At 56.9% G+C, this 24322-nt stretch carries 26 protein-coding genes and 1 tRNA gene; 14 read left to right on the top strand and 13 right to left on the bottom strand.

Annotation, left to right across the window (positions count from 1 at the left end):
• Positions 1-44 precede the first annotated feature (44 nt).
• The gene (locus KO498_RS16045) at positions 45-617 is read left to right on the top strand and encodes a hypothetical protein (protein ID WP_215960936.1); all 573 of its coding nucleotides are present in this window, start codon (positions 45-47) and stop codon (positions 615-617) included.
• Positions 618-620: 3 nt separating this feature from the next.
• Here KO498_RS16045 and KO498_RS16040 read toward each other — a convergent pair whose 3' ends face one another.
• The 5 genes from KO498_RS16040 to KO498_RS16020 form a co-directional block, all read right to left on the bottom strand.
• Positions 621-3728 (bottom strand): efflux RND transporter permease subunit, encoded by a 3108-nt coding sequence (locus KO498_RS16040; RefSeq protein ID WP_215960935.1) that lies wholly within the window; start codon positions 3726-3728, stop codon positions 621-623.
• Positions 3729-3731: 3 nt separating this feature from the next.
• A complete protein-coding gene (locus KO498_RS16035; RefSeq protein WP_252731505.1) occupies positions 3732-5003 on the bottom strand; it encodes an efflux RND transporter periplasmic adaptor subunit in 1272 nt (423 codons plus the stop codon).
• 169 nt (positions 5004-5172) lie between these two features.
• Complete coding sequence (locus tag KO498_RS16030; RefSeq protein WP_215960934.1) at positions 5173-6096, bottom strand: NAD(+)/NADH kinase; 924 nt, start codon at positions 6094-6096, stop codon at positions 5173-5175.
• 17 nt (positions 6097-6113) lie between these two features.
• Positions 6114-7115 (bottom strand): SPFH domain-containing protein, encoded by a 1002-nt coding sequence (locus KO498_RS16025; RefSeq protein ID WP_215960933.1) that lies wholly within the window; start codon positions 7113-7115, stop codon positions 6114-6116.
• A gap of 9 nt (positions 7116-7124) precedes the next feature.
• On the bottom strand, positions 7125-7811 hold the full coding sequence (locus KO498_RS16020) for an NUDIX hydrolase (protein ID WP_215960932.1): 687 nt from the start codon (positions 7809-7811) through the stop codon (positions 7125-7127).
• Positions 7812-7949: 138 nt separating this feature from the next.
• Between KO498_RS16020 and KO498_RS16015 the strand changes: the two genes are divergently transcribed.
• Genes KO498_RS16015 through KO498_RS16005 form a run of 3 tightly spaced genes read left to right on the top strand, consistent with a single transcriptional unit; the run spans position 7950 to position 13193 of the window.
• Positions 7950-8531: an ImuA family protein gene (locus tag KO498_RS16015; RefSeq protein WP_215960931.1), complete on the top strand. Its 582-nt coding sequence runs from the start codon at positions 7950-7952 to the stop codon at positions 8529-8531.
• Positions 8518-9933 carry a Y-family DNA polymerase gene (locus KO498_RS16010; RefSeq protein ID WP_252731504.1) on the top strand — a complete coding sequence of 472 codons (1416 nt, stop codon included), beginning with the start codon at positions 8518-8520 and terminating at the stop codon, positions 9931-9933. Before KO498_RS16015 ends, KO498_RS16010 begins: the two co-directional genes overlap by 14 nt.
• Positions 9930-13193, top strand: coding sequence for an error-prone DNA polymerase (locus tag KO498_RS16005; RefSeq protein ID WP_215960929.1), 3264 nt, complete (start codon positions 9930-9932; stop codon positions 13191-13193). Before KO498_RS16010 ends, KO498_RS16005 begins: the two co-directional genes overlap by 4 nt.
• Before the next feature lie 136 nt (positions 13194-13329).
• Here KO498_RS16005 and KO498_RS16000 read toward each other — a convergent pair.
• Positions 13330-13413, bottom strand: a tRNA-Tyr gene (locus KO498_RS16000).
• A gap of 118 nt (positions 13414-13531) precedes the next feature.
• Here KO498_RS16000 and rlmB point away from each other — a divergent pair.
• Together rlmB and KO498_RS15990 are read left to right on the top strand one after the other, a co-directional pair.
• Positions 13532-14317 (top strand): 23S rRNA (guanosine(2251)-2'-O)-methyltransferase RlmB, encoded by a 786-nt coding sequence (gene rlmB, locus KO498_RS15995; protein ID WP_215960928.1) that lies wholly within the window; start codon positions 13532-13534, stop codon positions 14315-14317.
• Positions 14318-14504: 187 nt separating this feature from the next.
• Positions 14505-14978 carry a CoA-binding protein gene (locus tag KO498_RS15990; RefSeq protein WP_215960927.1) on the top strand — a complete coding sequence of 158 codons (474 nt, stop codon included), beginning with the start codon at positions 14505-14507 and terminating at the stop codon, positions 14976-14978.
• On the opposite strand, the gene KO498_RS15985 is transcribed toward KO498_RS15990, so the two are convergent.
• Entirely contained in the window at positions 14975-15280 is a 306-nt protein-coding gene (locus tag KO498_RS15985) for a phosphoribosyl-ATP diphosphatase (RefSeq protein WP_215960926.1), read from the bottom strand. The genes KO498_RS15990 and KO498_RS15985 overlap by 4 nt on opposite strands.
• Entirely contained in the window at positions 15277-16041 is a 765-nt protein-coding gene (gene hisF, locus KO498_RS15980) for an imidazole glycerol phosphate synthase subunit HisF (RefSeq protein ID WP_215960925.1), read from the bottom strand. Before hisF ends, KO498_RS15985 begins: the two co-directional genes overlap by 4 nt.
• A 184-nt stretch (positions 16042-16225) precedes the next feature.
• Between hisF and KO498_RS15975 the strand changes: the two genes are divergently transcribed.
• Positions 16226-16678: a DUF302 domain-containing protein gene (locus KO498_RS15975; protein ID WP_215960924.1), complete on the top strand. Its 453-nt coding sequence runs from the start codon at positions 16226-16228 to the stop codon at positions 16676-16678.
• 8 nt (positions 16679-16686) lie between these two features.
• Here the strand turns inward: KO498_RS15975 and hisA are convergent, their stop codons facing one another.
• Entirely contained in the window at positions 16687-17409 is a 723-nt protein-coding gene (gene hisA / locus KO498_RS15970) for a 1-(5-phosphoribosyl)-5-[(5-phosphoribosylamino)methylideneamino]imidazole-4-carboxamide isomerase (protein ID WP_215960923.1), read from the bottom strand.
• A gap of 132 nt (positions 17410-17541) precedes the next feature.
• Here hisA and KO498_RS15965 point away from each other — a divergent pair, with 132 nt between their 5' ends.
• Both KO498_RS15965 and KO498_RS15960 read left to right on the top strand, forming a co-directional pair.
• Complete coding sequence (locus tag KO498_RS15965; protein WP_215960922.1) at positions 17542-17928, top strand: DUF2147 domain-containing protein; 387 nt, start codon at positions 17542-17544, stop codon at positions 17926-17928.
• A gap of 123 nt (positions 17929-18051) precedes the next feature.
• On the top strand, positions 18052-18441 hold the full coding sequence (locus KO498_RS15960) for a DUF2147 domain-containing protein (protein ID WP_215960921.1): 390 nt from the start codon (positions 18052-18054) through the stop codon (positions 18439-18441).
• Here KO498_RS15960 and hisH read toward each other — a convergent pair whose 3' ends face one another.
• Together hisH and hisB are read right to left on the bottom strand one after the other, a co-directional pair.
• Complete coding sequence (gene hisH / locus KO498_RS15955) at positions 18442-19080, bottom strand: imidazole glycerol phosphate synthase subunit HisH (protein ID WP_215960920.1); 639 nt, start codon at positions 19078-19080, stop codon at positions 18442-18444.
• Positions 19080-19667: an imidazoleglycerol-phosphate dehydratase HisB gene (gene hisB / locus KO498_RS15950; RefSeq protein ID WP_215960919.1), complete on the bottom strand. Its 588-nt coding sequence runs from the start codon at positions 19665-19667 to the stop codon at positions 19080-19082. The genes hisH and hisB overlap by 1 nt, the downstream gene beginning before the upstream one ends.
• Positions 19668-19798: 131 nt before the next feature.
• Here hisB and KO498_RS15945 point away from each other — a divergent pair, with 131 nt between their 5' ends.
• The 5 genes from KO498_RS15945 to KO498_RS15925 all read left to right on the top strand — a co-directional run bounded on the left by KO498_RS15945 (position 19799) and on the right by KO498_RS15925 (position 23571).
• Positions 19799-20038 (top strand): Lrp/AsnC ligand binding domain-containing protein, encoded by a 240-nt coding sequence (locus KO498_RS15945; RefSeq protein ID WP_215960918.1) that lies wholly within the window; start codon positions 19799-19801, stop codon positions 20036-20038.
• 113 nt (positions 20039-20151) lie between these two features.
• The gene (locus tag KO498_RS18435) at positions 20152-20325 is read left to right on the top strand and encodes a winged helix-turn-helix transcriptional regulator (RefSeq protein WP_354667681.1); all 174 of its coding nucleotides are present in this window, start codon (positions 20152-20154) and stop codon (positions 20323-20325) included.
• A gap of 657 nt (positions 20326-20982) precedes the next feature.
• Positions 20983-21831 carry a 3-methyl-2-oxobutanoate hydroxymethyltransferase gene (locus KO498_RS15935; RefSeq protein WP_215960916.1) on the top strand — a complete coding sequence of 283 codons (849 nt, stop codon included), beginning with the start codon at positions 20983-20985 and terminating at the stop codon, positions 21829-21831.
• A 14-nt stretch (positions 21832-21845) separates the two neighbouring features.
• Positions 21846-22550, top strand: coding sequence for a class I SAM-dependent methyltransferase (locus KO498_RS15930; RefSeq protein ID WP_215960915.1), 705 nt, complete (start codon positions 21846-21848; stop codon positions 22548-22550).
• Positions 22480-23571 carry a GlxA family transcriptional regulator gene (locus KO498_RS15925; RefSeq protein WP_215960914.1) on the top strand — a complete coding sequence of 364 codons (1092 nt, stop codon included), beginning with the start codon at positions 22480-22482 and terminating at the stop codon, positions 23569-23571. Before KO498_RS15930 ends, KO498_RS15925 begins: the two co-directional genes overlap by 71 nt.
• A 9-nt stretch (positions 23572-23580) precedes the next feature.
• Here KO498_RS15925 and KO498_RS15920 read toward each other — a convergent pair whose 3' ends face one another.
• Both KO498_RS15920 and nrtS read right to left on the bottom strand, forming a co-directional pair.
• Positions 23581-24051: a MerR family transcriptional regulator gene (locus KO498_RS15920; protein ID WP_215960913.1), complete on the bottom strand. Its 471-nt coding sequence runs from the start codon at positions 24049-24051 to the stop codon at positions 23581-23583.
• A gap of 1 nt (position 24052) precedes the next feature.
• A complete protein-coding gene (nrtS, locus tag KO498_RS18430) occupies positions 24053-24271 on the bottom strand; it encodes a nitrate/nitrite transporter NrtS (RefSeq protein ID WP_215960912.1) in 219 nt (72 codons plus the stop codon).
• Positions 24272-24322 lie beyond the last annotated feature (51 nt).

Here is a 24322-nt window from a genome sequence, read left to right as displayed (position 1 = left end):
CAGGTTGTGCGCTCAAGGGCAATGCAGGGAAGGGAAACAATGATATGCTATTTTTTACCATTTTGACATTTTTGGCACTCGGGGTGGGCGGACAGAGTGACGGTGGCAGCGGCACCGAGAGTGCGACCGAGAGTGCGGCTGTGGTTGCACCGGCTGCACAGCCGAGCACGGTTGTTATCGGAAGTGGTGTGGTGATTGGTGATCCCAACACCGTGGTTGTTGAAGGTAAGCCCTTTGCGGCGGAAGACCAGACGGCAAGCGGCAAGTTTACCACTGCGGGCGAGGTGAAGCCGATACTGGAAGCGACGCGGGGCAACTGGATTGCGGTGCGCGAGTATGACGGGCAGGACCTTGTTTACCTTACACATTTGATCGCCTGGCGCTGTGGGCTGCATGAGGTGCGTGTCGGCTTTAACGGGGCAGCGCCAGAGGTGTGGGAACTGCCACGCTGCCAGACGGAGTTTTCGACGCCCAATGCGATACCGGATGATCAGGCCTTGATGATTTACCGCAGCTACGAGCTTGGCTCTATTCAGTCGATGCAGGTTGAAATACTGCTGGATGATATGAGCGAAATGTCCGGAAGCTACGCGCGCAAGGATGTGCGGATACCCTAGAGCCTAGCCGGTTTTTCCTGTTGTGCGGTTTCTCTCGCCAAGCATGAGCATGGCCGGGGTGACAACAAGGGTGAGGGCCGTGGCAACGACAAGACCGCCAGCGATGGCCGAGGATAGCTCTGTCCACCATTGGGTTGAAGGCGCGCCATAGACGATCTCGCGGGTGAAGAAGTTGAGGTTCAGGCCGATCACCATTGGCATGAGGCCAAGGGCTGTTGTTACCGAAGTGAGAATGACGGGACGCAGACGTTGTGCTCCGGTGCGCAGGGCAGCTTCAAGCGGCGACTGGCCGATCTTTTTGAGGTCATTGTAAGTGTCGATCAGAACGATGTTATTGTTCACCACGATACCCGCAAGCGCGATCACACCGATGCCGCCCATGACCACGCCGAAGGGGCGGCCTGTGACGATGAGACCGAGCAAGACACCGGCAATCGAAAACACGATTGCGCTCATAACAACAAAGGCCTGGAAGAAGCTGTTAAACTGAAGCACGAGAATCAAGAACATCAGGAAGATCGCTGTTGCGAAGGCACCGATAAGGAAGATCATGCTTTCGGCTTGGTCTTCGGCCTCGCCGCCAAAGGTAAAGTCAACGCCCTCGGGCAGTTCGGCCTCTTCAAGCAAGGCTGTGAGGGCGACGACCTGATCGTTGACCAGCACACCGGGGGCGGCGTTGGCCTCGATGGTTGTCACACGTTTTTCGTCAACCCGGCGGATGATACCTGTGCGCTCGGAAGGGGCGAAGGTGACGAAGTTGCTGATTGGCACGAGGCCAGAGGCGGTTGGCACACGCAGGCTGGCCAGCTCGGACAGGGAGCGTTCTTCACGGGGGAAGCGCACGCGGATATCAAGCGCGCCGTCGGTGTCATCGGGGCGGTAGTCAGCCACGGTGATACCTTGGGTGAGGAGCTGAACCGCCTGACCGAGCAGGCTCACATCAGCACCAAAGCGGGCGGCTTCGGCACGGTTGACCAAGATCGACACTTCGACGCCGGGAACAGGGCGGGTGTCGGTGACATCGGTGAAACCGCCGAGCTTGTCCATGATATCGCGGATCTGTTGCACGGCTTGATTTTGCACATCGGGGTTGCGGGCGGTGACTTTGAGGTTGATGGGTTTGCCGGAGTTCGGGCCGCCGCTTTCGGTTTGCACCTGAACGTCAATACCGGCGATGTCAGCAACGCTGGCGCGGATATCAGTGCCGATTTCTTCAGCGGTGCGGCGGGTGTCCCAGTCGGTCAGTTCGAGTTGCAATGTGCCGATGGTTTCTTCGTCACCTTGGCCTGCCGACATCATTGAACGCGCGTAGATGCTGGCGATTTCGTCGTAGGGCAGCAGGCGGGATTCAACTTCGCGCACGAGGCTGTCGCGCTCGAAGATCGAGAAGTTGTCACGGGCGCGCACCTGCACCTGCATGAAGTCGGGCTCGACCGAGGGGAAGAAGCTGACGCCGGAGCCGAAAGTGCCATAGAGGCCGAAGCTGCCAAGCAACATGGCAATGGCCAGCAGCAATGTCGTTGCGGGGCGTAGGATCGCTTTTTCCAGGAGGCGCACATATTTGCCCGACAATCCGCGCATTGTGCGCGGGTCGCCTTGTTCGGCGGCATAGAGCGCTTGTTTGTCTTGGGCCGTTTGCGGCTGGCGTTTGCCGATAACTCCGCCGACGACGGGAATGAAGACCAGCGCCATGAACAGCGAGGCGAAGAGCGTCATGATCACGGTGATCGGCAGGAACTTCATGAACTCGCCGACCATGCCTGTCCAGAACAGGAGGGGAAAGAACACGCTGAGCGTTGTTGCAGTTGAGGCGATAATCGGCCAAGCCATGCGCTTGGCGGCGAAGGCGTAGGCCTCTTTGGGCGGGGCGCCTTCTTGCAACTTGCGATCGGCAAGTTCGGTGGTGACGATGGCCCCGTCAACCAGCATGCCCACCACCAGAATGAGCGAGAACAGCACGACGATGTTCATGGTGAAGCCCATAGACCAGAGCGCGATAACGCCAGCGAGGAAAGCGCCGGGAATAGACAGGCCGACGAGGATCGCAGAGCGCGTGCCGAGGGCGAGCACGATGACGATCATCACCAGAATAACAGCGGCAATGACGTTTGCCTCAAGATCACTCAGCATGTCTTTGACTTGCTTTGACTGATCTTGCAGGTAGGTGACTTCGACGCTTTCAGGCCAGTCTACGCGCAGTTCTTTGACGAGCGCCTTCACTTCGGCGACGGTTTCGATGATGTTGGCGCCCGAGCGTTTGGTGACTTCGAGTGCCAAAGCGGGCTGGCCGTTGATGCGTGCGAATGATGTCGGGTCTTCAAAGGTGTTGCGCACGGTGGCCACGTCGCCAAAGGTTACAACCGCATCGCCGCGCACTTTGACGGGCATCGACATCACATCGTCGAGGTTCTCGATCAGGCCCGGCACCTTGAGCACGATACGGCCTGCGCCTGTCTCGATAGCGCCAGCAGCGATCAGCATGTTATTGCGCTGGATCTGGCCGATGAGCTCGTCAAAAGACAGGTTGTAGGTTTGAAAAACTGTTGGGTCGATCAGCACTTCAAGGAACTCGAAACGCTGCCCGCCGATGTCGGCTTCGAGCACGCCGGGGAGGGCCTCGATCTCTTCTTGCAGGGTTTCGGCGAGGTCGTTCAAGGTGCGCTCGGGGACGGGGCCTGACAGGATCGCGGTGATGATCGGAAAGAGGGCGGTGTTGATCTCGGTGATGACGATATCGTCGGCGTCCGAAGGCAGTTCGCTTTGCGCACGGTCGGCGGCTTCGCGCACCTTATCGAGGGCCTCGTCGGTGTCGCCACCGGCAGTAAACTCGAGCTGGATACTGGCGAAACCTTCGGCCGCGTCGGAGTTCATACTGTCGAGGCCTTCGATGGAGCCGAACTCGGCTTCCATCGGCTCTAGCAGCAGGCGCTCGGCATCTGTCGGGCTGATGCCGTCAAGGCCTGTCGAGACGTAGAAAAACGGCAGCGGAATCTCGGGGTTGCTCTCTTTGGGGATCGCTGAATAAGCATATGCGCCCACGGTGAGCACCATGACAAGCGCCATGACGACAACGCGCGAGCGCGAGAAGGCTGCGTCGATTATCGCGTTCATGGCTTATTTCTCCGAGATGCTTGGTGCAACGGTTTCGCCTTCGTTTACAAAGCCTTGTCCGATGGTAATCACGTTAACCGGATCGGGCAGACCGGTTGCCCATATGCCGTCGATCTGCGCTTTGACGATCTCTATCGGGTAGAAGGCAACCGTGTTGTCGGCATCAACGGTTTTGACACCGAGCGTGCCTTCGACATTGAGTGAAACAATGGACGGAGAGAGGAAATGCGCTCTGGCCTCACCTGTCGGGATGATCACTTCGGCCGAGATTCCGGCGGGGATCGCTCCGTCGTCATTGGCGACTTCGATCTCGGTGAGGAAGGTGCGCGTTTCGGAAGCCGCCGAGGTGCCGACGAAGGTGACCTTGCCCTCACGCTCTTCACCGGTGATGAACCGCACTGTGGCAGGCTGTCCGGTTTTGAGCAGTGTGAGCGACTGTTGCGGCACCTGAATGGCCACAGTGAGCGGGGTGATGTCAACCAGGCGGCCCACTTCTGCGCCCGAGGAGACATACTCGCCGACATCAAGATCAAGGGTTTCAATGCGGCCTGTGAAGGGCGCGGTGATGGCCAGCGCTTTGCTGTCTTCCTGAGCGCTGGCAAGTTGCGAGCGGGCACCGGCAAGTGCGGCGCGGGCTTGCGAGACACGGTCGGCTGTGGCCACGCCGCGGTCGAGCAGCTTTTCGGCATTGTCAAACTCGCGCTGGGCGCTGGCGAGTTCTTCTTGAGCGCGGATGACGTCGGCGGCGTTGCTGGCGGCATCAAGCCGTGCGATGACGTCACCGGCCTTAACGTCTTGGCCTTTTTGGACAAGCACTTCGGCCACGTCGCCGGCTGTTTCGGCACGCAGGCTTGTGTCGCGGTCGGGGAGGGCCTGGCCCTCGGCCTGATAGAACTGGGTGACGGTTTCGGCCTGTGAGGTTTTGACAGCAACGGCAATCGGCTTGGGCTCTTGACGGGCGACTTGGATGTCGGCCTCGGCAGAGGGAATGATAAACCCGCTGCCCATCCAGGCGACAATGGCGATGACCAGAATGCCAGCGATCCAAGTCGAGCGCGAGGCGCCTGCGTCATCGGTAAAGGACAGCGTTTGATGGCTTGTCTCGGTTGACGGGGCAGGCTGAGCTTCGCGCTGAACCTCTGCCTGCGTGTCTGCCTGAACTGTTGGTTGGGCAGGCTTTTTGGCCTTGGCGCGCGTGGTTTGCTTTTTGGTTGCCGTGGCTTTGGCCGATTTGGCAGGCTGTTTGGCATCTTCTGACATTGCGTTGGTCCTCATCGAGCTCCTGCGGAGCCTCACACTCGTTAGCCCCTTGGCGTTTAGCATAGGTATGCCGAGCGCCGCCACATGCAGGCCGTTTAAGGTGTATTTGAGTTGCAAGTCAAGGAATGTTCAGTCGTGACTGAATGAAACCTCACATCATGCCGAGATTGTGACTATTTGCGTGTTACGCAGGGACCTCGTCGAGCTTTCGGGATCCAACCACAAGGTTCAACACCTTGTGAGAGACTGTGATGCTGGCGCGGCGGCCCCAGTCGAATTTGAGAAAATCCTGCTCCATGCCATCAGCAAATATAACGCCGCCCTCGTTGATCCGCGAAGTGATGGTGATAGATTTTCCTTTGCCGATCTGTCCGGCTTTGAGTGTGCACCCGCTGGCTTTGCTGGGCCAAGGCTCGCGGGCGAAGTAGGCGGCTTTGGTGTCGGTTGGTTTGAGGTCAATAAAGTGGCTGGTTGCTGTCATGATCGACTTTGCCCAACCTGTCGCGCCGGTGCCTGTGGTGATGATCACACCAGAGGAGGATTGGAACTCCTGTTTGCCGTCGACTTGCAGAATATATTTGGCAGACTGGTGGCTGCGATGGCCGATGAACAGCTCATTGAGCGCAACCAAGCTCTCGCCGCTGCTCAGGTTTGCCTCGACCATGGTGCGGGGCTGGATTTGGGCATTGTTGCCTGTGATCGCATCCAGCAGGGCCGGCACCTCGGCAGGAGCGGTTGATGTCAGCACACCTTCCGAGCCAGTGGCGCTTGGCAACACGCCGATTACCGGCTGGCCCGAGAGGTATTTGGCCAGGTTGGCAACCAGCCCGTCCTGACCGACAGCGATGATGATGTCGTTGTTGCCGAAGAGGAAGCGGTCAAGGTCGTTGCGCTCGACTTCCGCAACCGACCAGTCATCAGGCACACCGGCTTTGGCTTGCCTGATGGCATTTTGCAGAGCGGTGTGAGTGCTTTCAACGTCACTGAGCTTTTGGTCACGACTTTTGAGAAAGAACTCTGCCTGCCCCCGAGTGCCATGTGCCAGCAAGAGGGCCTGATACTCGGAGTGCCGAGTGACAAAGACAATACGGGGGGCGAGGCCAGTCATTTTCTTATTCCGCTTTCTTACTTTACAGCGTTGGGAAGGGTTTCGGGCTTGGCTTTCATCACGTTTTGGAACTGCCCGATCAAGTTTGACATCATGTCAGGGGTGACAGTGAGGTTGTCGATGTTTTGCAATTTACCGGCAAACTCCTGCGCTGCCATGGCGAACAAGACAGAGGGCGGCAGGCCAGCGTAGACGTCCATGCGCTCTTTTTCCATGTCGGCCTTGGCTTGGTCGATGGTGCGAATGCGGTTTGCCTCGGCGTCCGCGTCGATCTTCATCGAAGCGGCCAGCGCTTCGGCCTGTGAGCGGGCGTTTTCGTCTTCCCGAGCTATCAGGCTTTTTTGCTGGGTTGCCAGCTCGATCTTGGTGCTGAGCTCGTTTTCGGCGATGGCGCGTTCTTTCTCGACCGCGAGGGCGCGGCGGGCGAAGGTTGCTTCGTCGGCTTGCTGTTGCAGGCTCTCGAAGGTTGGCGCTTGCAGGGCGCGGGCCAGTTCGGATGTCGGGGCGATGTCGTCAACACTGACACCGACGATCTCTAGACCCATGCTGGTGAGGGTTTTGTCGTTTTCAAAACCCGCCTTGAGTGCGGCTTGCACCGGTTTTACCCCCGCCTCAAGCAAGGCGCGCACAGAGTTGCTGTTGAGGTAAGTCGCGATGTAGCGGCGCCCGAGCGAGCCGAGCAGGTTGTTGATCTGATCAATCGGCTGTCCGATCAGATCGCCGGTCCAGGGCGCGATGGTGAAGTCGATACGCTCGCCCAAGTCCTCGGCGGAGGAGACGCGCCAAGCGATGCTGCCTTGCACTGTCAGGTCTTGGTAATCGGCTGACTGGCCTTTGAGCAGGAAGGGCAGGTTGCGGTCATCCATCGGGATTTCACTCAATGAGGTGCCGCGCGGCAGGAACCAGAAGGCGAGGCCTTTGCCAGAGCGCACACGCTTGCCGTTGCGATACTGCTGGATGTGGCGGGAAGCGTCTGCACGCAGGTGACGCACGAGCGGGAATTTTTGAATATGTGCCATGTGGTTTCCTTACTTGGTTTTGCTATAGAGCTCGGCGGGGCGAAAGGCCGACGCTTGCTCTTTTTGGCCGGTTGGCTTGATCAGGTTTCTGTCAAGCAGCTTGCGGCGGAATGCGGGTTTGGCCAGTTTTTGACCAAGGATCGCCTCGTGAATTTCTTGAACATCGCGCAGGGTGAACAGCTTTGGCAGCAGCTCAAGCCCGACGGGGGAGTAGTCAAGCTTGCCGCGCAGGCGTTTGACCACATCACCGAGGATGTCGGCGTGATCAAAGGCGAGGGCGAGGGCGCCGTGCTCAGGCGAAGTTGCTTGAGCTTGGCCACCGGTCTCGCCTGACCAGCGGGTTGTTACTTCTGCCAGTGCCAGCGCGGGGTTTGCGGCTATGGCGGCCTGAATGCGACTGTGTGGCACCAGCGCGAGATAGGTGATGCTGATCACCCTTTGGCGCGGGTCACGGTCGAGTGCGCCGTAGGTTGCAAGCTGTTCAAGATAGACGTCACGCAGCCCCGCTTTCTCTAGTGCAACCGCTTGCGCGGTGTCTTCCAGCGAGACATCTTCGTGGACAAATTTGCCCGGCAGGGCCCAATCCCCCCCGACTTGTGTCGCATCATCACGGTTCATCAACAGGCAATGCAGTTTGGCGTTATGCACAGTGATGAAAGCGATATCTGCGGCGAGTGTCGGCTTGGGATAGGTCATGTGAGTCTCCTTATTGCCAAAATAGATATTACTGTTTTGGATATAAGTAAAGTGAAATCGACTTGCCGCGGGATTTCAGCGGTTGCGGGGCGGCTACAGGCACTTGAAAATCAGAACGTTTAGTGAACATAAAGGGGGATGCTTGTTCGATTCCCAGATGTGTTTCCCCTAAAGCCCTGCCGGTATCACGAGGTGACAGGGGCAGGCTCGTATAGCTTTGCCGCCATCTGCTGCGGGCTCGTTTCGAGCAGGGTGCTGTGGTTCGCGGAAGGCTGGGTGCCGGAAGTGTTGAACCCGAACGGGCTGCAAGCCTATTGCGATCCGCATCAGCTTCTGGTCGGGAAGTGCGGTAATGCGGCCGATGTGCTGGCCGCGACAGAAGAGGCCTTGCGCTCGGGTGCGGTGCCGCTGGTTGTTGCGGAGCTTACCAAGCCTCTGACACTGACATCTGGCCGCCGATTGCAACTTGCGGCAGAGGCGGGGGCATCAACGGGGCTGATGATTGTGCAGGAGGGCATGGGCAGCAATGCCACACAAACCCGCTGGCGTGTTTCGCCCAGATATTCAGCTGATGTCTCGACTCTCATGCAGTGGGAGCTTATTAAGAACAAAGCGGGAACATGTGGAGATTGGAGGATAGACTGGAATGACGAAGCGCATCGTATCTCTGTGGTTTCCGAGCCTGTCCAGCGAGCGAATTCTGCGCATGAAGCATATTGAGGGTGCTTTTGCGGTTACCGCGCACATCAAGAATGCCGACCGGCTTGTTTGCTTGAATGCTGCGGCTGAAGAGCACGGGTTGAGGCGTGGTATGGGGCTGGCTGATGCCCGCTCGTTCTGCCCGTCGCTGCTGACCGAATTGCACGATGCGCAGGCCGATCAGGCGTTTCAGCGCCGCCTTGTCAGGTGGGCGCAGCGCTATTGCCCTTGGGTTGGCGAGGACGGCGTTGACGGGCTGTTTCTGGATGTCACGGGCTCGGCTCACCTGCTGGGAGGAGAGGCGGCGTTGCTGCACGACATTCGAACGCGATTGGCCCGATCGCGGCTGACAGTGAGCATCGGTATTGCCGATACTCCGGGGGCTGCCTGGGCCTTGGCGCATTTTGGACAGGGCTGTGCAGACACTGGCGACACTTTGAAAGCGGTTCGGGGGCTTCCTGTTGCCAGCCTTCGGATCACGGCGAAAGAAGACACCACATTGCAGCGGTTGGGCATCAAGACGGTTGGGCAGCTTGCCGATCTACCGCGCGCAACGGTTGGTCAACGCTTCGGGGCATCGGTTCTGATGCGGCTCGACCAGGCTTTAGGGCATCAGGCCGAGAGCATTTCTCCGGAGGTCAATGCTCCGGTCTATGCGACACGGCTTACGCTGCCTGAGCCTATTGGTCTGGCAAAAGATGTGATGGCGGGGGTCGAGCGCTTGCTGCCGCCCTTGTGTGAAAAACTGATGCGCATGATGGCGGGGGTGCGGGTGCTGTCGTTGTCTTGCCGGCTGGTTGACGGTGGGGCGCAAACGGTTGAGCTACGCCTTGCACGGCCTCTACGTGACCCTGCCAGAATACTCCCGTTGTTTGAACGGGGCATCGGCGAGATAGATGCCGGATTTGGCATTGACCAGTTGCGGCTGGTTGCTGTGCAGGTGGAGGCTTTGCCCGCCGAGCAAACCACACAAGCCTCGCAGGGCCAGTCACGGCAGGATGACGGCTTGCACGACCTGATCACGCGGCTGGGCAATCGCATCGGTTTGGAGAATATCCAGAGGTTCCTGCCGGCTGACAGCCATATTCCCGAACGCAGCTTTATCATCGCTCCGGCCGCGTGGTCTGAGGTGGGCGGCGCGTGGGTTTCGCTGACTCCAAGGCCGGTGCGGTTGTTTCCGCCCGAGTATGTTGCCGCAAGCACAAACCGCCCGCCCGGGAGCTTCAAGTGGCGGGGCATGTCTTTCAAGGTTGGTCGGGTGACGGGGCCAGAGCGCATTGCTCCGGAATGGTGGCTGGAAGATGAGAACTGGCGGCATGGTGTGCGCGACTATTGGAAGGTAGAGACCCGTGAGGGGCATCGTTTGTGGATGTTCCATACGCCGCAAAGCCCCGGCTGGTTTGTGCATGGGACCTTCGCATGAACTATGCTGAACTCTGCACCACAAGCAATTTCACTTTCCTCAGGGGGGCCTCTCACCCTGAAGAGCTGATCACGCGGGCCGCCGAGTTGGGGCTCTCGGCCATAGCGATAACCGATCACAATTCACTGGCGGGTGTTGTGCGGGCCTATGCGGCGCTAAAAGAGCTAAAGCGCACGGATGCTGACGCGCTGCTTCCCAAGCTGATCGTTGGCGCAAGGCTGGTGTTACAAGACAGCTTGGTGCAGTGGGTTGCGTTGCCCAAGAACCGCGAGGGCTATGAGGCCCTGTCGCGCCTGCTAACGCGGGGCAAGAGGCGGGCTGAAAAGGGCGCGTGCCATTTGTCGCAGCGTGATCTGCTGGAGGGCGGCAAGGGGATGATTTTGATTGCCTTGCCACAGAGAGGGCAGGGAGAACAGAGAGGACAGGGGGAGCGGGGGCGCCAGGAGCAGGTTGCGGGGCATATTGCCGAGGTGGTCAGAGCGTTTCCGTCAAACGTATATCTGGGTTGCGCGCCGCGTTATGACGGCAGTGATCAAGCCTATTTTGACCGCTGCAGGTCATTGTCGCACACCACGTCGGCGCCGATGGTGGCTGTTGGTGATGTGCTGCTGCACCGCGGGGCCCGCCGGCAGTTGGCGGATGTGCTGACATGTTTGCGCGAGGGGTGCAGCATTGATGACATCGGCAAGCGCGCGCTTCCCAATGCAGAGCGCCGCCTAAAGGGGCTACAGGATATGGCACGTCTGTTTCGCAAGCACCCAGCGGTGATCCGGCGAACTCAAGAGATTGCGGACAGGTGCAGCTTTTGCCTGTCAGAGCTTTCATATGAATACCCCACCGAGATCAGCGAGGGGGAGACAGCCCATGACAGGCTGGTGCGTCTTACAGACATCGGCCTGAAGCGGCGCTATCCGAAGGGCACAACCGAGCGCGTGCGCGGGCTGGTTCAAAAGGAGTTGGCACTGGTGAAGTCACTGGGGTTTGCCGCCTATTTTCTGACGGTGCATGACATTGTCACCTTTGCCCGCGGGCAGGGGATTTTGTGTCAGGGGCGCGGATCGGCGGCCAACTCGATCCTGTGTTATGCGCTGGGCATCACCGATGTCGGGCCGGAGACGATCACGATGGTCTTTGAGCGGTTCATGTCAGAGCACCGCGGGGAGCCGCCTGATATTGATATCGACTTTGAACATGAACGCCGCGAGGAAGTGATCCAGCATATCTATCAGACATATGGAAGGCACAGGGCAGGGCTGTGCGCCACGGTCATTCACTTTAGAACGCGTGCAGCCATACGCGAAGTTGGAAAGGTTATGGGGCTGTCACAGGACGTGTTGAGCGGGCTGACGAGCCAGATATGGGGGATGTCGGGGGCGGGCGTTGATGAGACCCGTGTGCGCGAGCTTGGCCTTGATCCGAGTGATCGGCGGCTGTCACAAACCCTGCGTTTGATTGGCGAGATGATCGGGTTTCCACGCCATCTCTCGCAACATGTGGGCGGTTTTGTCATCACGCAGGGGCGGTTGGATGCGCTTTGCCCGATTGAAAATGCCGCGATGGAAGACCGCACGGTGATCGAGTGGGACAAGGACGACATCGACACTTTGGGCATTCTCAAGGTTGATGTGCTTTCACTGGGAATGCTGACCTGTATTCGCAAGTGCTTTGATCTGGTCTCTTTGCATGACGGCCCTGAGCTGGATATTGCAAGTGTTCCGCAGGAAGATACCAAGACCTACGATATGCTGTGCAAGGCCGATGCGATTGGTGTGTTTCAAGTGGAAAGCCGCGCACAGATGAACTTTTTGCCACGCATGCGGCCACGCACATTCTATGACTTGGTGATCGAAGTAGCGATTGTGCGTCCGGGGCCTATTCAAGGCGGCATGGTTCACCCCTATATCAACCGGCGTCAAGGCAAGGAGGCTGTCAACTTTCCGTCAGAGGCGTTGGAGGCTGTGTTGGGCAAGACATGCGGCGTGCCTTTGTTTCAGGAACAGGCGATGCAGATTGCCGTGGTCGCCGCAGGTTTCAGCCCTGAAGAGGCCGACCACTTACGGCGTTCTTTGGCGACCTTTCGCAAGATGGGGACGATCGGCACGTTTCGCGACCGGTTCGTCAGTGGCATGTTGGAGCGTGGATACGAGCCCGAGTTTGCAGACCGGTGTTTCTCTCAGATCGAAGGTTTTGGGGAGTATGGCTTTCCCGAAAGCCACGCGGCGGCCTTTGCGATGCTGGCCTATGTTTCGGCATGGTTGAAGTGTCATCATCCGGCGGCGTTTGCATGTGCGCTGCTGAACTCACAGCCGATGGGCTTTTATGCCCCTGCACAGATTGTCAGGGATGCCCGCGAACACAGCATCGAAATCCGCCCGATCTGCGTCAACACTTCAGGCTGGGACAACCACTTGGAAAAACGCGCTGACGGGGCCTTGGCTCTGCGGTTGGGGTTTCGGCAGATCAAGGGGATGAAGCGCGATGATGCCGAGTGGATCGTGTCTGCTCGTGGGAACGGGTATCATGACATCCCGAGCCTTTGGCATCGTGCGGGTGTTTCTCCGGCCTCGCTGGAGCGGCTGGCGGAAGCCGATGCCTTTACGGGTGTGGGCTTAACCCGACGCGATGCGCTATGGCAGGTAAAAGCGATCAGAGCCGACACGCCGTTGCCGCTGTTCAATGATCCGATTGATGGCGAGGTGATTGCCGAGCCAGAGGTGGTCTTGCCGATGATGAACCTCGGTGAGGAGGTGGTTGAGGATTATGTCTCAATGCGCATGTCACTGCGGGCGCATCCTGTTGAGTTGATCCGGCCCTCTCTCAGCATGGTTACGCCGCATGCCGAGCTTGCAGATGTGCCGCTTGGGCGTGTTGCCGTGTGTGGGCTGGTCATCACGCGCCAGCGTCCGGGCACGGCCTCGGGAGTTGTTTTTCTGACATTGGAGGATGAAACCGGTGTGAGCAATATCGTCGTTTGGCCCAAAGTATATGAGCAGTTTCGCAAGGCTGTGATGGGCGGGCGGTTGTTGCAGGTGACTGGATATCTGCAACGTGAAGGCATTGTTGTGCATCTGATTGCCCAAGATATTCAGGACATATCGCATCGGCTGTCGGGGCTTGGCCATCCGATGGGCGACGCCGTGGGGCAGACGCTGCCTCAAGCAGACGACACCCCCAGACCAAAACAGGAGGCGACAGGAGGCCGCGCATACCACCCGCGCGATCAAGCCAGAAAGCTGTTTCCAAGCAGGGATTTTCATTAGAACGCTTTGCATGCCACCTGCCGCATGCCCGCATACCTAGGGGTAACGCGGCAATCATCGGGATTTGCGCCAGCGCCCGACACAACAATCAAAGGACATTTGACGAGACAAAAAGGAAGGGTAAAACTGTTTGAAGTGGTGGGCGACCCTGGAATCGAACCAGGCGTGCGTCTCCGCGAGGGAGTTACAGTCCCCTGCCACACCTTGCGGCCTGTCGCCCACTTGCGGCGTGATTACTTGCGTCTCTTAGGGTCGTCAACCGCAAACTGCCGTGTTAGAGCGCGAGACAATGAGATTTTTGAAATTGGCTTGTGAGCGGGCCAAAGCAAGGTGCCGGGATGAAGAAACCTAAGTGGGTTGTGGAAAAAGAACGCGGTGAGAAGCGCGAGGCCAAAGAGACTGTTTGGCTGTTTGGTTTGCACGCGGTGCGCGATGCACTGCTGAACCCGAAACGCAAGAAACTACGGCTTGTGGTGACACTAAACGCTTTGGGAAAGTTGCAGGATGCGGTGACAGAAGCGGGGATTGAACCGGAGATGTCAGACCCGCGTAAGTTTGCGGCGCCGCTAGATCCGCAATCAGTCCACCAAGGGGCCGCGCTTGAAGTGATGCCACTTGATTGGGGCTCGGTTGACGAAGTGTGCATCGGCGGTGGTGACGAGCGGCCAGCTCGGGTTTTGTTGCTCGACCGCGTGACTGATCCACACAATGTTGGCGCGATTTTGCGCTCGGCTGAAGTATTCGGGGCGCGGGCGGTGATCGGCACCAAGCACCATAGCGCGCCAGAAACAGGCGCTTTGGCCAAGACGGCCAGCGGCGCGCTTGAGCGGCAGCCTTACCTGCGAGTTGTGAACCTCGGGCGCACAATGGAGCAGCTCAAGAAGGCTGGTTACTATGTGATCGGGCTGGACGGGGAGGCGGATGTTGTCATCGAAGCCGAGCTTGAAGCGATTGGCACGCGGCCTGTGGCGCTTGTGCTCGGTGCCGAGGGGCCAGGGCTTCGCGAGAAGACAAAAGAGCTTTGTGATGTACTGGCAAAAATCGAATATGCGGCGGCTTTTGGCTCGCTCAATGTGTCAAATGCAGCTGCGGTTTCGCTTTATGCGGCGACACGGGCCAAGTAAGCGGGCGTTAACCGAGTGTTCACAGGTTGTTTACATTCCCTTTATATCGTCGGATTCGTTCCTACATTGAACATGAAGGCAGGCTGGAACACCTGCTTTCTGAACACTGTCCCTCGTTCCGTAACTGCGCTCGGGCTTTTGCTCGGGCGCTTTTTTGTGTGTAGGCTCGCGATGAGAGGTGCCTTAAATGGATGAGACATATTCAGATAGGTTTTTGAAACGGATTTTGGAACGCGCCAAGCTGCTTGGAATTGTTGGCCTGTCGTCAAAACAGACCCGACCGAGCTTTTTTGTCGGGCGCTACATGAAGCTGCGGGGCTACAAAATTGTGCCGGTAAACCCCGCATATGTGGGGCAGAGTTTTATGGGCGCGCCCTATGTTGGCGGGCTTGACGAAATGCCGCAGGATGTTGATTTTCTTGACTTGTTTAGGCGCTCTGAAGATGTGCTGCCGATTGTTGAAGAGGCGCTTGAGCGGTTGCCAAAGTTGCAAACGGTGTGGATGCAGATCGGGGTTGTGAACGAGGAAGCGGCTGAGTTGGCACGTGCGAAGGGCGTTGATGTGGTGATGAACCGCTGCCCCAAGATCGAGCATCAGCGGTTGTTTGGCGAGTTGCGCAAGGGCGGGTTTAACACGGGTGTGATTTCGTCAAAGCTCTAGCGCGCGGCCTTTTCCGAAAGGCCCGATTGCGCTGTGCGACGCTCTAACTCTTTGAGTACATCTGAGATGTGAACGTCGTTGGCGTGGAGGGTGACGAGCAGGTGATAGAGTAGGTCGGCAGCTTCTGATGTGAGGCCCGCTTTGTTGCCCTTCACTGCTTCGATAACGGTTTCAATGGCTTCTTCGCCGAGCTTTTCGGCGACTTTGTCATTGCCTTTGGCGAGCAGCTTGGCTGTCCAGCTTTCGTCAGGCGAGGCTTCGGCGCGGGTGGCGATGATGTTCTGGAGCTCTTCTAGGGTCATGTTTCGATCCTCATCGGAATGCCGTGATCCTGCATATAGGCTTTTGCTTCGGCGATTGTGTAAGTTCCGAAATGGAAGATTGACGCGGCGAGCACAGCTGAGGCGTGCCCTTCGGTGACGCCTTTTACGAGGTGATCAAGCGTCCCGACGCCGCCCGAAGCGATGACGGGGATGTTGACGGCATCGGCGATGGCGCGGGTGAGGGGGAGGTTGTAGCCGGCTTTGGTGCCGTCGCGGTCCATCGAGGTGAGCAGGATTTCACCGGCGCCGTTTTTGGTCACCAATCTGGCGAACTCCACAGCGTCGATGCCGGTTGGTTTGCGGCCTCCGTGGGTGAATATCTCCCATTTGCCGGGGCTGGTGGTTTTGGCGTCGATGGCGACGACAATGCACTGGCTTCCAAAGTGGGCTGAGGCTTCACCGACGACATCAGGGTTAGCCACTGCTGCGGAGTTGAAGCTGACTTTGTCGGCGCCTGCGAGGAGCAAATCACGCACGTCTTGAACGGTGCGCACACCGCCACCAACCGTGAGCGGGATATAGCACTGCTCGGCTGTGCGGGTGACCATGTCAAACATAGTGCCGCGGTTTTCGTGCGTGGCGTGGATGTCGAGAAAGCAGAGCTCGTCGGCACCGGCGGCGTCATAGGCTTTGGCGGCATCGACAGGGTCGCCCGCGTCGCGCAGGCCAACAAAGTTAACGCCTTTGACAACGCGGCCGTCAGCAACGTCGAGACAGGGGATGATGCGGGTTTTTAACATGAGCGCTCCGTGTGCAACTGCGAAATAGACGGTTTCAGCGCTGAAAACCAGAGGCTTAGCGACAATTTTGAGAAGAGTGCGCATAGGCAGGATACCGCAGGTGATCACGGGAATGTGCTTGGGATTTCGGGAGCAGTTAAGGGAATGTCGACCACATAGACAACTGAAACACGGGAGACTTGATATGAGAAAACGACTGATTGCCGGACTTGCAGCCGTGATTGCACTGTCCACACCGGCTTGGGCCGAAATCACGACAGTAAAAGCGACAAAGAGCGTTGCGGAAACCATGGAGGCCTTAGAAGCGGCGGTGACGGGCGCGGGGGCGACTGTTATGGCAAGGGTTGACCACGCGGCGGGGGCAAAAAAGGTCGAGATGGACCTCGCGCCCGAGCAGTTGCTGATCTTTGGTAATCCTAAGCTTGGCACACCGCCGATGCAACAGAATGCCTTGGCGGGACTCTATTTGCCGCTCAAGGTTTTGGTCTATGAAGACACCGACGGGCAAGTCTGGCTCGCATACGAAGACCCCAAGGATATACTTCCCGAGCTTGACGGGATTGACGCTGAGGCCGCCTATCTGGCGAAAATGAGTGGTGCTTTGGCTAAGTTTACCAGCATGGCGGCCGGTAAGTGAACCGCCGACTAGGCTTTCAGCAGGGCCAATGCCTCTTTCAGGTCGATCGCACCATCATAGAGCGCGCGGCCAGAAATGGCTCCGTTGAGCGGCGCGGCGCAGGTTTTTAACGCCTGCAAATCGGCCAGCGAGCTGACGCCGCCCGAGGCGATGACGGGGATGCTGACCGCGTTGCCGAGGGCGGCGGTCTCATCGACGTTGGGGCCTTTCATCGCGCCATCGCGGTTGATGTCGGTGTAGATGATCGCGGCTACGCCTGCGTCTTCGAACGACTTTGCGAGGTCTGTGGCGTTGACGTTGGTTTCCTCGGCCCAGCCTTTGGTGGCGACCATACCTTTGCGCGCGTCGATGCCGACGGCGACTTTACCCGGAAACTCGCGGGCGGCGTCGCGCACAAGCTGCGGATTTTCGACAGCTACCGTTCCAAGGATAACACGGGCGAGGCCACGGGTGATCCAGCGCTCGATTGTGGCCATGTCGCGGATACCGCCGCCGAGTTGCGCGGGAACATTGCATTGTTTCAGGATCTCCTCGACGGGCGCGGCATTGACCGGCTCGCCTGCGAAAGCGCCGTTGAGATCAACCAGATGCAGCCACTCGCAGCCCGCCTCGACAAACTCAAGCGCCTGCGCAGCCGGGTTTTCGTTGAAGACAGTTTCGCGGTCCATTTCACCATGAACAAGGCGCACGGCACGGCCATCTTTGAGGTCAATCGCGGGATAGAGGATCATGTTATCAGGCCTTAGTGCTGGAGAAAATGCGGTTTTGCACGGATGCGCAGGGAATGCAACGTGACCTGAGGTTAGACTTGACGTAGCGGCCACTGACACGGCCTTATGCGGGTAACAAAAGGGAGATTTGTTATGAAGTGTGTGATTTTGACTGCGGTCCTGGGTGTGTTTGCGGCGGGTGCTGCGCTTGCTGACCCGGCTGTCGGCATGTGGAAAACCGAAGTTGATGACGGCTCATATGCCCATGTCAGTATGGCGCCTTGCGGAAGCAACATCTGTGGCACAATCGTCAAAACATTTAACGGCAATGGCGAGTACAATTCACCGAACAAAGGCAAACAGATCGTTCGGTCAATGAAGCCCTCGGGCGGTGGCTCGTATGCCGGCAAGGTATGGCGTCCTTCAAATGACAAGATCTACATCGGCAAAATGCAGGTGAGTGGCAAGAAGCTAACGCTCAAAGGCTGCGTCGCCGGCGGGCTGCTCTGTGCAAGCCAGAAATGGACGAAGGTCAATTAAGCCAAAAGGCGCCGAGGCAGGGTTCTGCTCTAAGTTTTTTCAAATCATTCGTCACAAGCAAGGCTATATTCTACATATGTGGCCCAAAACATGGTGCTTTGGGCCCGATGCAGGAGCAGAATGATGCGGCATATACTTGGTATTGCTATTGTCGTGGCCCTAGCTTTGCCTTTGGCCGCACAAGCCAACAGCGCTAAGGGCCTTTGGCAGACGGAACCTGACGGCAAAGGCCAGATTGGTATTGTTAGTGTTACGCCTTGTGGAGCTGCCCTTTGCGGGACGATCACCAAGGCTTTTGACGCGCAGTCAAACGAGGTGGTGACACCGAATGTTGGCAGGCAAATTCTGTTTGATTTGGTCGAAACCAAAACCGGCACCTACGAAGGTAGCGTGTTGATCCCAAAGTATAATCGCAAGGTGAACTCAACAATTGTGGTGTCTGGATCAAGCATGAAGTTGAGCGGCTGCGCTGGCGCGGTTTGCGGCAAGCAGTCGTGGACGCGCGTTAAGTAGTCAAGGCGCCCAGTTCAGAAAATTCGAGATCATCCTCAGCCCTGTGGCCTGACTTTTCTCGGGGTGGAATTGCACGCCAATCATATTGTCGCGTCCAACCACTGCAGTAATTGGCCCGCCATGATCAGTGCTGGCGAGGCGCTCTTGTGGGGTGTCGGCGACAAAGTGGTAGGAGTGCACGAAGTAGCAGTGCTTTCCCTGCTCGATTCCGTCAAAAACCGGGTGAGGGTGCTCGATGTTAAGAGCGTTCCAGCCCATGTGCGGCACACGTAGGGCAGGATCGGACGGGGTAATCTTGCGCACTTCGCCTTTGATCCAGTCGAAACCCGGTGTCTCGGTATACTCGAGCCCGCGCGTGGCGAGCATTTGCATGCCGATGCAGATGCCCATGAAAGGACGGGCTTTGCTGACGACCACTTCTTGAATGGCCTCAAAGATACCTTTGTGATCATGCAGAGCCGCGTGGCAGGCGGGGTAGGCACCGTCACCGGGGAGCACGACACGGTCGGCTTTGAGCACGACAGCAGGGTCGGATGTAACCACGACTTGTCCTGCGTTGGCCTCGTTTGCCATACGCTCAAAGGCTTTTTGGGCCGAGTGCAAGTTGCCGCTGTCGTAGTCGACAATGACAGTTCGCATCAGAGGGTTCCCTTGGTCGAAGGAATGGCACCTGCTGCACGCGGGTCGGCTTCAAGGGCCATGCGCAGGGCACGGGCGACGGATTTGAAGGCCGCTTCGGCGATGTGGTGTGAGTTGTAGCCGTGCAATGCGTCGACATGCAGGGTGAGGCCTGCGTGGGTGCTGAATGCTTGGAAGAACTCGCGCACCAACTCGGTGTCAAATGTGCCGATTTTGGCGGTTGGCATATCTACATTGAAAATCAGGAACGGGCGACCCGAAATATCGAGCGCCGCACGCACGAGGGCGTCATCCATCGGCAGAAGGCAGCTTCCGTAGCGGGTGATGCCTGCCTTGTCGCCTACGGCCTTTGCCAACGCCTGCCCAAGGGCGATGCCGACATCTTCGACGGAGTGGTGATCGTCGATGTGCAAGTCACCTTCGCAACGCACTTTCATGTCGATCATCGCGTGACGGGCAAGTTGATCAAGCATGTGGTCAAAGAAGCCGATACCTGTCTGGTTGTTATAGGTTCCAGTGCCGTCGAGGTTGAGCTCGGCAGTGATTTTTGTCTCGTTGGTATCGCGGGTTACGGTCGCTGTGCGCATGGGCTGTCCTTTGTGTTGGGGCGCTTATACGGCGGCAAGGCGGGCGGGCCAAGGGGGCATGCACAAGAGCCGTTGCGCCTGTTGCGCCTGCGTGGCACTCTGTTGGCAACAACCTAAAAGGAGAGCCGAGCATGGCTGATTGTGTATTTGTGCAACTTCGGTGCAAGCCCGGAACGACCTATAAGGTTGCGGAGGCAATTGTGCTTAAGGAAATGCACTCGGAGCTGTTTTCAACCAGCGGTGACTGGGATTTGTTGCTGAAGATCTATGTTCCGCAGGACACTGATGTGGGCATGTTTATCAACGATCAGCTGCTCGACATCGAGGGTATTGAGCGCTCGCTGACGACGCTGACGTTTAGGGCGTTTTAAGGCGCAAGGCGGCGCGCGCTTTTTCATGCGCTTGATACGGCCATCTGCGATCTCGAACATGAAGTGATAGCGGTTGTCATAGACGCTCATTGCTGCAGTTGTCGCGGTCATACGTGCTCTTGGCGCGTGGGACATTGAGCCGTGTTCCCTATGCGACAGTTCCGCCGAAGGTCGGGTATTCTTTAACCGAAATCGGAAAGAGCACCGCGCCGGTTGTCGAAGCAATCAGCCAATGGGGCGAGGAATATTTGCATGCCGTCAAAGCCGGAAGTTTGAGCCCTGCCTGACTGGTGAACGGGCGAAAACTAGAATTGCGCACCGAGGCAACCAAAGGCGTTATTTCAGGGGCAGAAATGAAAAAAGCCGCCCTGAAGGCGACCTTGTTCATTTTCCACATGGGGTCTGTGGCCAAATTGGAGCGGGCGAGGCTATTCGAACGCCCGACCCTAACCTTGGCAATCTTTTGGTCTGATTGGTTGTTTTTTAAGTAGTTGAAATTATTTAATTAATTCTCGTGGTTAAGGCAAGCAATGTGCCTCAAACGGGGGTGAATTTGGGGGGGGGCCAAGTTTTTTGGCAAATTTGGCAACGATTTGGCACATCATATTTGCGGGTGCGCCCAGGCTATCGTTGGCTTAGCCTGACTGAGAGACGCGGCATCTATGGCTCGCAATACCCTTTTGGCAGTACTCCAATTATGCACTGCTTGTGATGTGAGTTGTCGTCAGGTGGGGTGGTTTTTATCGCAAGCTACTGCCGAAAATGCTCATGACACATCGAGAGTAGCCCAAAATTGCGCTTACCTCTGGATAAATTAACATACAGATCAGATTGTTAATGGCCGTTGCGCAAGATTGTAGGTCATTTTTCTTGCTTATCTGACATTGATGTGAGGTAATGGGGTGCGGCAGGAGGTCGCAGTCAGCTAATTCTGGGAGGAAAACATGGCTAAAAGAAGAAAAACGCGCTTGAAGCATCTGGCGGAAAAAGTTCAAAAGGGTGAACGTATCATAGGCATGGAGTGTCACGACACGCCAAGTGCTATCATGGCAGAAGAACTCGGAATGGACCTTTTGTGTTGTGGTAGTCCGGGGCCTATGGGGCTGATGGGGCACAAATCTATGGCGACCGTAGATTTCGAAGAGCAGCTTTACATGCTTGAGGGTGTGCTTCGGGGCGCTACGTCACCGTTCATCATCTGTAACATGCCAAATACGACGGCAAGTATTTCAATCGAAGAATCCGTTCGCAATGCTGCCAAAGTGGTGAAGTTGGGCGCTGACGGCGTTCACATCGAGCCGTCGATGGGCACGGTTGAGCATATCCGCGCTATTGTGGCCGCTGGCATACCTGTCGTCGGGCACTTTGGTGTTCAAGGTGAACGGGCTGTAATGAACTCTGGTCACGCACCCGCTGGACGGACAGCAGAAGAAGCCAAGGCCATTTTGGAGCTTGTGCATGCGTCAATTGATGCAGGTATCTTTGCTGCATTGTTTGAGCATACTTCGGTCGAACTAACTAAATATTGCTACGAAAACCTGCCTGTTGCCGTTGCAAGTCTCGGTTCGGGCCCTCACGCGCACGGTATTTTCCACGTATCCAGCGATATCATCGGGTGTTCGGTCTTTCCGATCCCGCCCAAGCGTGAAGTTTACGGGGATGTCTGGGGGGAAATGCAGAAAGCCTACGCTGCCTACTACAAAGCGGCAACCGGTGGCCAGTTCCCTAACCCCGACCTTTCGCACAATATGCATGACGGCGAACTTGCCAAATTCTTGGAATCTGTCGGCTAGAGGATATGAGGCCGATGATAACCTTTGGGCCAGCCGATTTGATCGGCTGGCTTGCAACTCAATGCGGCACACCTTTGCATTGTGTGGAATGCGGTGCGGGTGATGCTGAGATTTCCGCCTTTCTCGCGCCGCGCTTCCACACTGTTACTGCAACTGACTTGAAGCCGCCGCGCAGTTCTATTACTGCTGCGAAGAAGGCGAGGTTCAACTATTTGTCGTGTCCGGCTGAGACGCTTCCGTTTGAAGACCACTCGGTGGACATGGTGATATCAATGCAAGCGCTCCAACATTTTGATGTAAAAGAGCATGTGAAGGAAGCCAGCCGTATCTTGCGCCCGGGAGGTGTGTTTGCCGCTCTTGCATGGGGCGAGATGCAACTTCCAGAAGCCGTGGCTGCTGAATACGCCCCGGTTTTTGAGGCATTGGAGCCTTACTGGGAGCCCGAAAGAGATTGGGTTGTCGGCGGATATAGTGATCTGGAATTTGCGGGACGACCTTTGTCGCTGCCCAAAGCGCGGATGCAAAAGCAGATGACCTACGATGATCTTGAACGGCATATCCGTGGGTTGAGTGCATCTAGGTTTGCGAAATCGGCAGGCACGTTACCGCCACGAGTTGTCCAGAAAAAGGGGCATTTAGACACGCGGTTTGAAGTCAGTTGGCCTGTGGTGGGTCGCGCCTTCAAGTTCGTTAACCGCCAACAATATCCCGAGGTTTGATACTTTTATGATGCATGCTCATTCACAAGAAAAACAGGAGTTGTCTGGCCATAATTTTCCGGCGGAACTGAGCTTTGAGATTTATGTGCAAAGCGGGTTTTCCGACTTTGAAGTGTCAGCGATCACTCACACCCTTGAAGTGATCAATCATGTTGTCGGCGAAACGCGGTGCAAGTGGAGCTTTGTCTCGAACACGCCAGGCTTTGTAACTGGGGCGGGCGGGCAAATTGTCAGGGCAGCGCCTGTTATTCCCGATCACAATCTGTCCGATCACATGATCGTTGTTGGAGGGCTTAACCATCATCCGCAAGATTGGTTGCCGCGACTTCGCAGTATGGATCGCGTTGGCCGGACTGTGGCTCTCTTATCATCAGCAGCCACTGCCTATATCAAGGCGAGCAACCTGCAGAGTGGAGCCGTCACCACGCATTGGAGCGACCACGCCGCGCTGCGAGAGGGGGGCTATCGTTGCGAGATTTCCAATCGGTTGTCGGAGCGAAACGGGAACATTATTACGTCTGCCGGTGCTGGCTCAACATCTGAGCTTGTGATTGAACTTCTCAGCGGCTTTCTAACGGCTTACGAAATGACAGAAGTCGGAAACCACCTTGTTTTGCCATCTATTCGAAATTGTCGGGCGGATCAGCCGAACTCAATCGCAGATGTTTACCCATGTTTTGATAGCAAACTCAGTCGGGCAATAAAGCTCATGGAGCAAGGCATAGAAGAGCCCAAATCGGTGGAGGAAATAGCAGAGTGCGTCGGCATTTCAACTCGCCAACTTGAACGGATTTTCAAGCCCAACATGGGCGCGACGCCTGCAAAGTTCTACAAAAGCCTGCGCTTGAAGCGAGCGCGGACACTCATCGAAGAGACACCTTTGGACATATTGGAAATTGCATTGGCGACGGGGTTTTCATCGTCGAATACGCTCTCAAAAGCGTTTCGGGATGAATATGGGAAAACACCGTACCAAGTTCGGACACGTAAGCTATCCCCAACGCCGGGTGGGGGTAATTGATCTGGCGATTTAGTCTCGCCAGATGAGGTCCGCAAGCGATGACTCTTTGGAAACCTCGTTCATCGGGCAGGTCGGGCACCCGGTGTTTGACGCTTTGTTCTCACACGACAGGCACTCATCAACGGCCATGATGACCTCGGTAACTTCACTTTCCAATTCAATGGCCATACGCGCCATTTTCATCAGGTTATTGGACAGTGCCAAAAGTTGCCGGCGCACCGCCTTGGCGGATTTGGCCCCTGTCTCGTGCTCGGCCCGTGCGGTCGCAATTGACGATATCTGGTCGAGGGATATCCCGATGTCACGCATGCGCTGGACGAGCTTTGCGACAGCGATATCTTGCTGTGTGTATGCCCGGGTGCCGCCTTTGGTTCGGCTAGGGGTGATAATTCCCAACTCTTCATAATGGCGAAGTGATCGTTCGCTTAGGTTGCTGCTCCGTGCAAGATCGCCGATCTTTATCAAGTTTTTGTCCTGCATCTCAAGATTCCGTTGCTTCCATCGCCATTACAGCGCCGTATGTTGCGACGCAAAAGGGCACACAATATGTCAAAGCCGCCTTCAGCATACTAAAGTTACTATCGCCAAAAACCGCATCGTACTGGTTGATGAGGTTTAGCGCAGTGCCAACCACGATGGCAACCTTCAACGACCGTAAAGATAGGCCATTCGTAGCTGCTAGCTTCAAACCAGTGATCACTTTAACTTATCCTATCTGTAAGGTTTATCTTCTGACAGTTTAGTATAGCAA

The organism is Lentibacter algarum (assembly GCF_018860975.1).
Lineage (GTDB): Bacteria > Pseudomonadota > Alphaproteobacteria > Rhodobacterales > Rhodobacteraceae > Lentibacter > Lentibacter algarum_A.
This window is presented reverse-complemented; position numbering and strand designations above follow the sequence as displayed.

Excerpts from the sequence above, each read along its gene's own strand:
- KO498_RS15965 (WP_215960922.1), top strand. The coding sequence starts at position 17,542 with ATGAAGTGTGTGATTTTGACTGCGGTCCTGGGTGTGTTTGCGGCGGGT.
- KO498_RS16005 (WP_215960929.1), top strand. The coding sequence starts at position 9,930 with ATGAACTATGCTGAACTCTGCACCACAAGCAATTTCACTTTCCTCAGG.
- KO498_RS16040 (WP_215960935.1), bottom strand. The coding sequence starts at position 3,728 with ATGAACGCGATAATCGACGCAGCCTTCTCGCGCTCGCGCGTTGTCGTC.
- KO498_RS16035 (WP_252731505.1), bottom strand. The coding sequence starts at position 5,003 with ATGAGGACCAACGCAATGTCAGAAGATGCCAAACAGCCTGCCAAATCG.
- KO498_RS15930 (WP_215960915.1), top strand. The coding sequence starts at position 21,846 with ATGATAACCTTTGGGCCAGCCGATTTGATCGGCTGGCTTGCAACTCAA.
- KO498_RS15935 (WP_215960916.1), top strand. The coding sequence starts at position 20,983 with ATGGCTAAAAGAAGAAAAACGCGCTTGAAGCATCTGGCGGAAAAAGTT.
- KO498_RS16015 (WP_215960931.1), top strand. The coding sequence starts at position 7,950 with ATGCTTGTTCGATTCCCAGATGTGTTTCCCCTAAAGCCCTGCCGGTAT.
- KO498_RS16045 (WP_215960936.1), top strand. The coding sequence starts at position 45 with ATGCTATTTTTTACCATTTTGACATTTTTGGCACTCGGGGTGGGCGGA.
- KO498_RS15920 (WP_215960913.1), bottom strand. The coding sequence starts at position 24,051 with ATGCAGGACAAAAACTTGATAAAGATCGGCGATCTTGCACGGAGCAGC.
- KO498_RS15985 (WP_215960926.1), bottom strand. The coding sequence starts at position 15,280 with ATGACCCTAGAAGAGCTCCAGAACATCATCGCCACCCGCGCCGAAGCC.
- KO498_RS15945 (WP_215960918.1), top strand. The coding sequence starts at position 19,799 with ATGGCTGATTGTGTATTTGTGCAACTTCGGTGCAAGCCCGGAACGACC.
- KO498_RS16010 (WP_252731504.1), top strand. The coding sequence starts at position 8,518 with ATGAAGCATATTGAGGGTGCTTTTGCGGTTACCGCGCACATCAAGAAT.
- KO498_RS15975 (WP_215960924.1), top strand. The coding sequence starts at position 16,226 with ATGAGAAAACGACTGATTGCCGGACTTGCAGCCGTGATTGCACTGTCC.
- rlmB (WP_215960928.1), top strand. The coding sequence starts at position 13,532 with ATGAAGAAACCTAAGTGGGTTGTGGAAAAAGAACGCGGTGAGAAGCGC.
- KO498_RS16020 (WP_215960932.1), bottom strand. The coding sequence starts at position 7,811 with ATGACCTATCCCAAGCCGACACTCGCCGCAGATATCGCTTTCATCACT.
- KO498_RS16025 (WP_215960933.1), bottom strand. The coding sequence starts at position 7,115 with ATGGCACATATTCAAAAATTCCCGCTCGTGCGTCACCTGCGTGCAGAC.
- hisH (WP_215960920.1), bottom strand. The coding sequence starts at position 19,080 with ATGCGAACTGTCATTGTCGACTACGACAGCGGCAACTTGCACTCGGCC.
- KO498_RS16030 (WP_215960934.1), bottom strand. The coding sequence starts at position 6,096 with ATGACTGGCCTCGCCCCCCGTATTGTCTTTGTCACTCGGCACTCCGAG.
- hisA (WP_215960923.1), bottom strand. The coding sequence starts at position 17,409 with ATGATCCTCTATCCCGCGATTGACCTCAAAGATGGCCGTGCCGTGCGC.
- KO498_RS15990 (WP_215960927.1), top strand. The coding sequence starts at position 14,505 with ATGGATGAGACATATTCAGATAGGTTTTTGAAACGGATTTTGGAACGC.
- KO498_RS15960 (WP_215960921.1), top strand. The coding sequence starts at position 18,052 with ATGCGGCATATACTTGGTATTGCTATTGTCGTGGCCCTAGCTTTGCCT.
- hisB (WP_215960919.1), bottom strand. The coding sequence starts at position 19,667 with ATGCGCACAGCGACCGTAACCCGCGATACCAACGAGACAAAAATCACT.
- hisF (WP_215960925.1), bottom strand. The coding sequence starts at position 16,041 with ATGTTAAAAACCCGCATCATCCCCTGTCTCGACGTTGCTGACGGCCGC.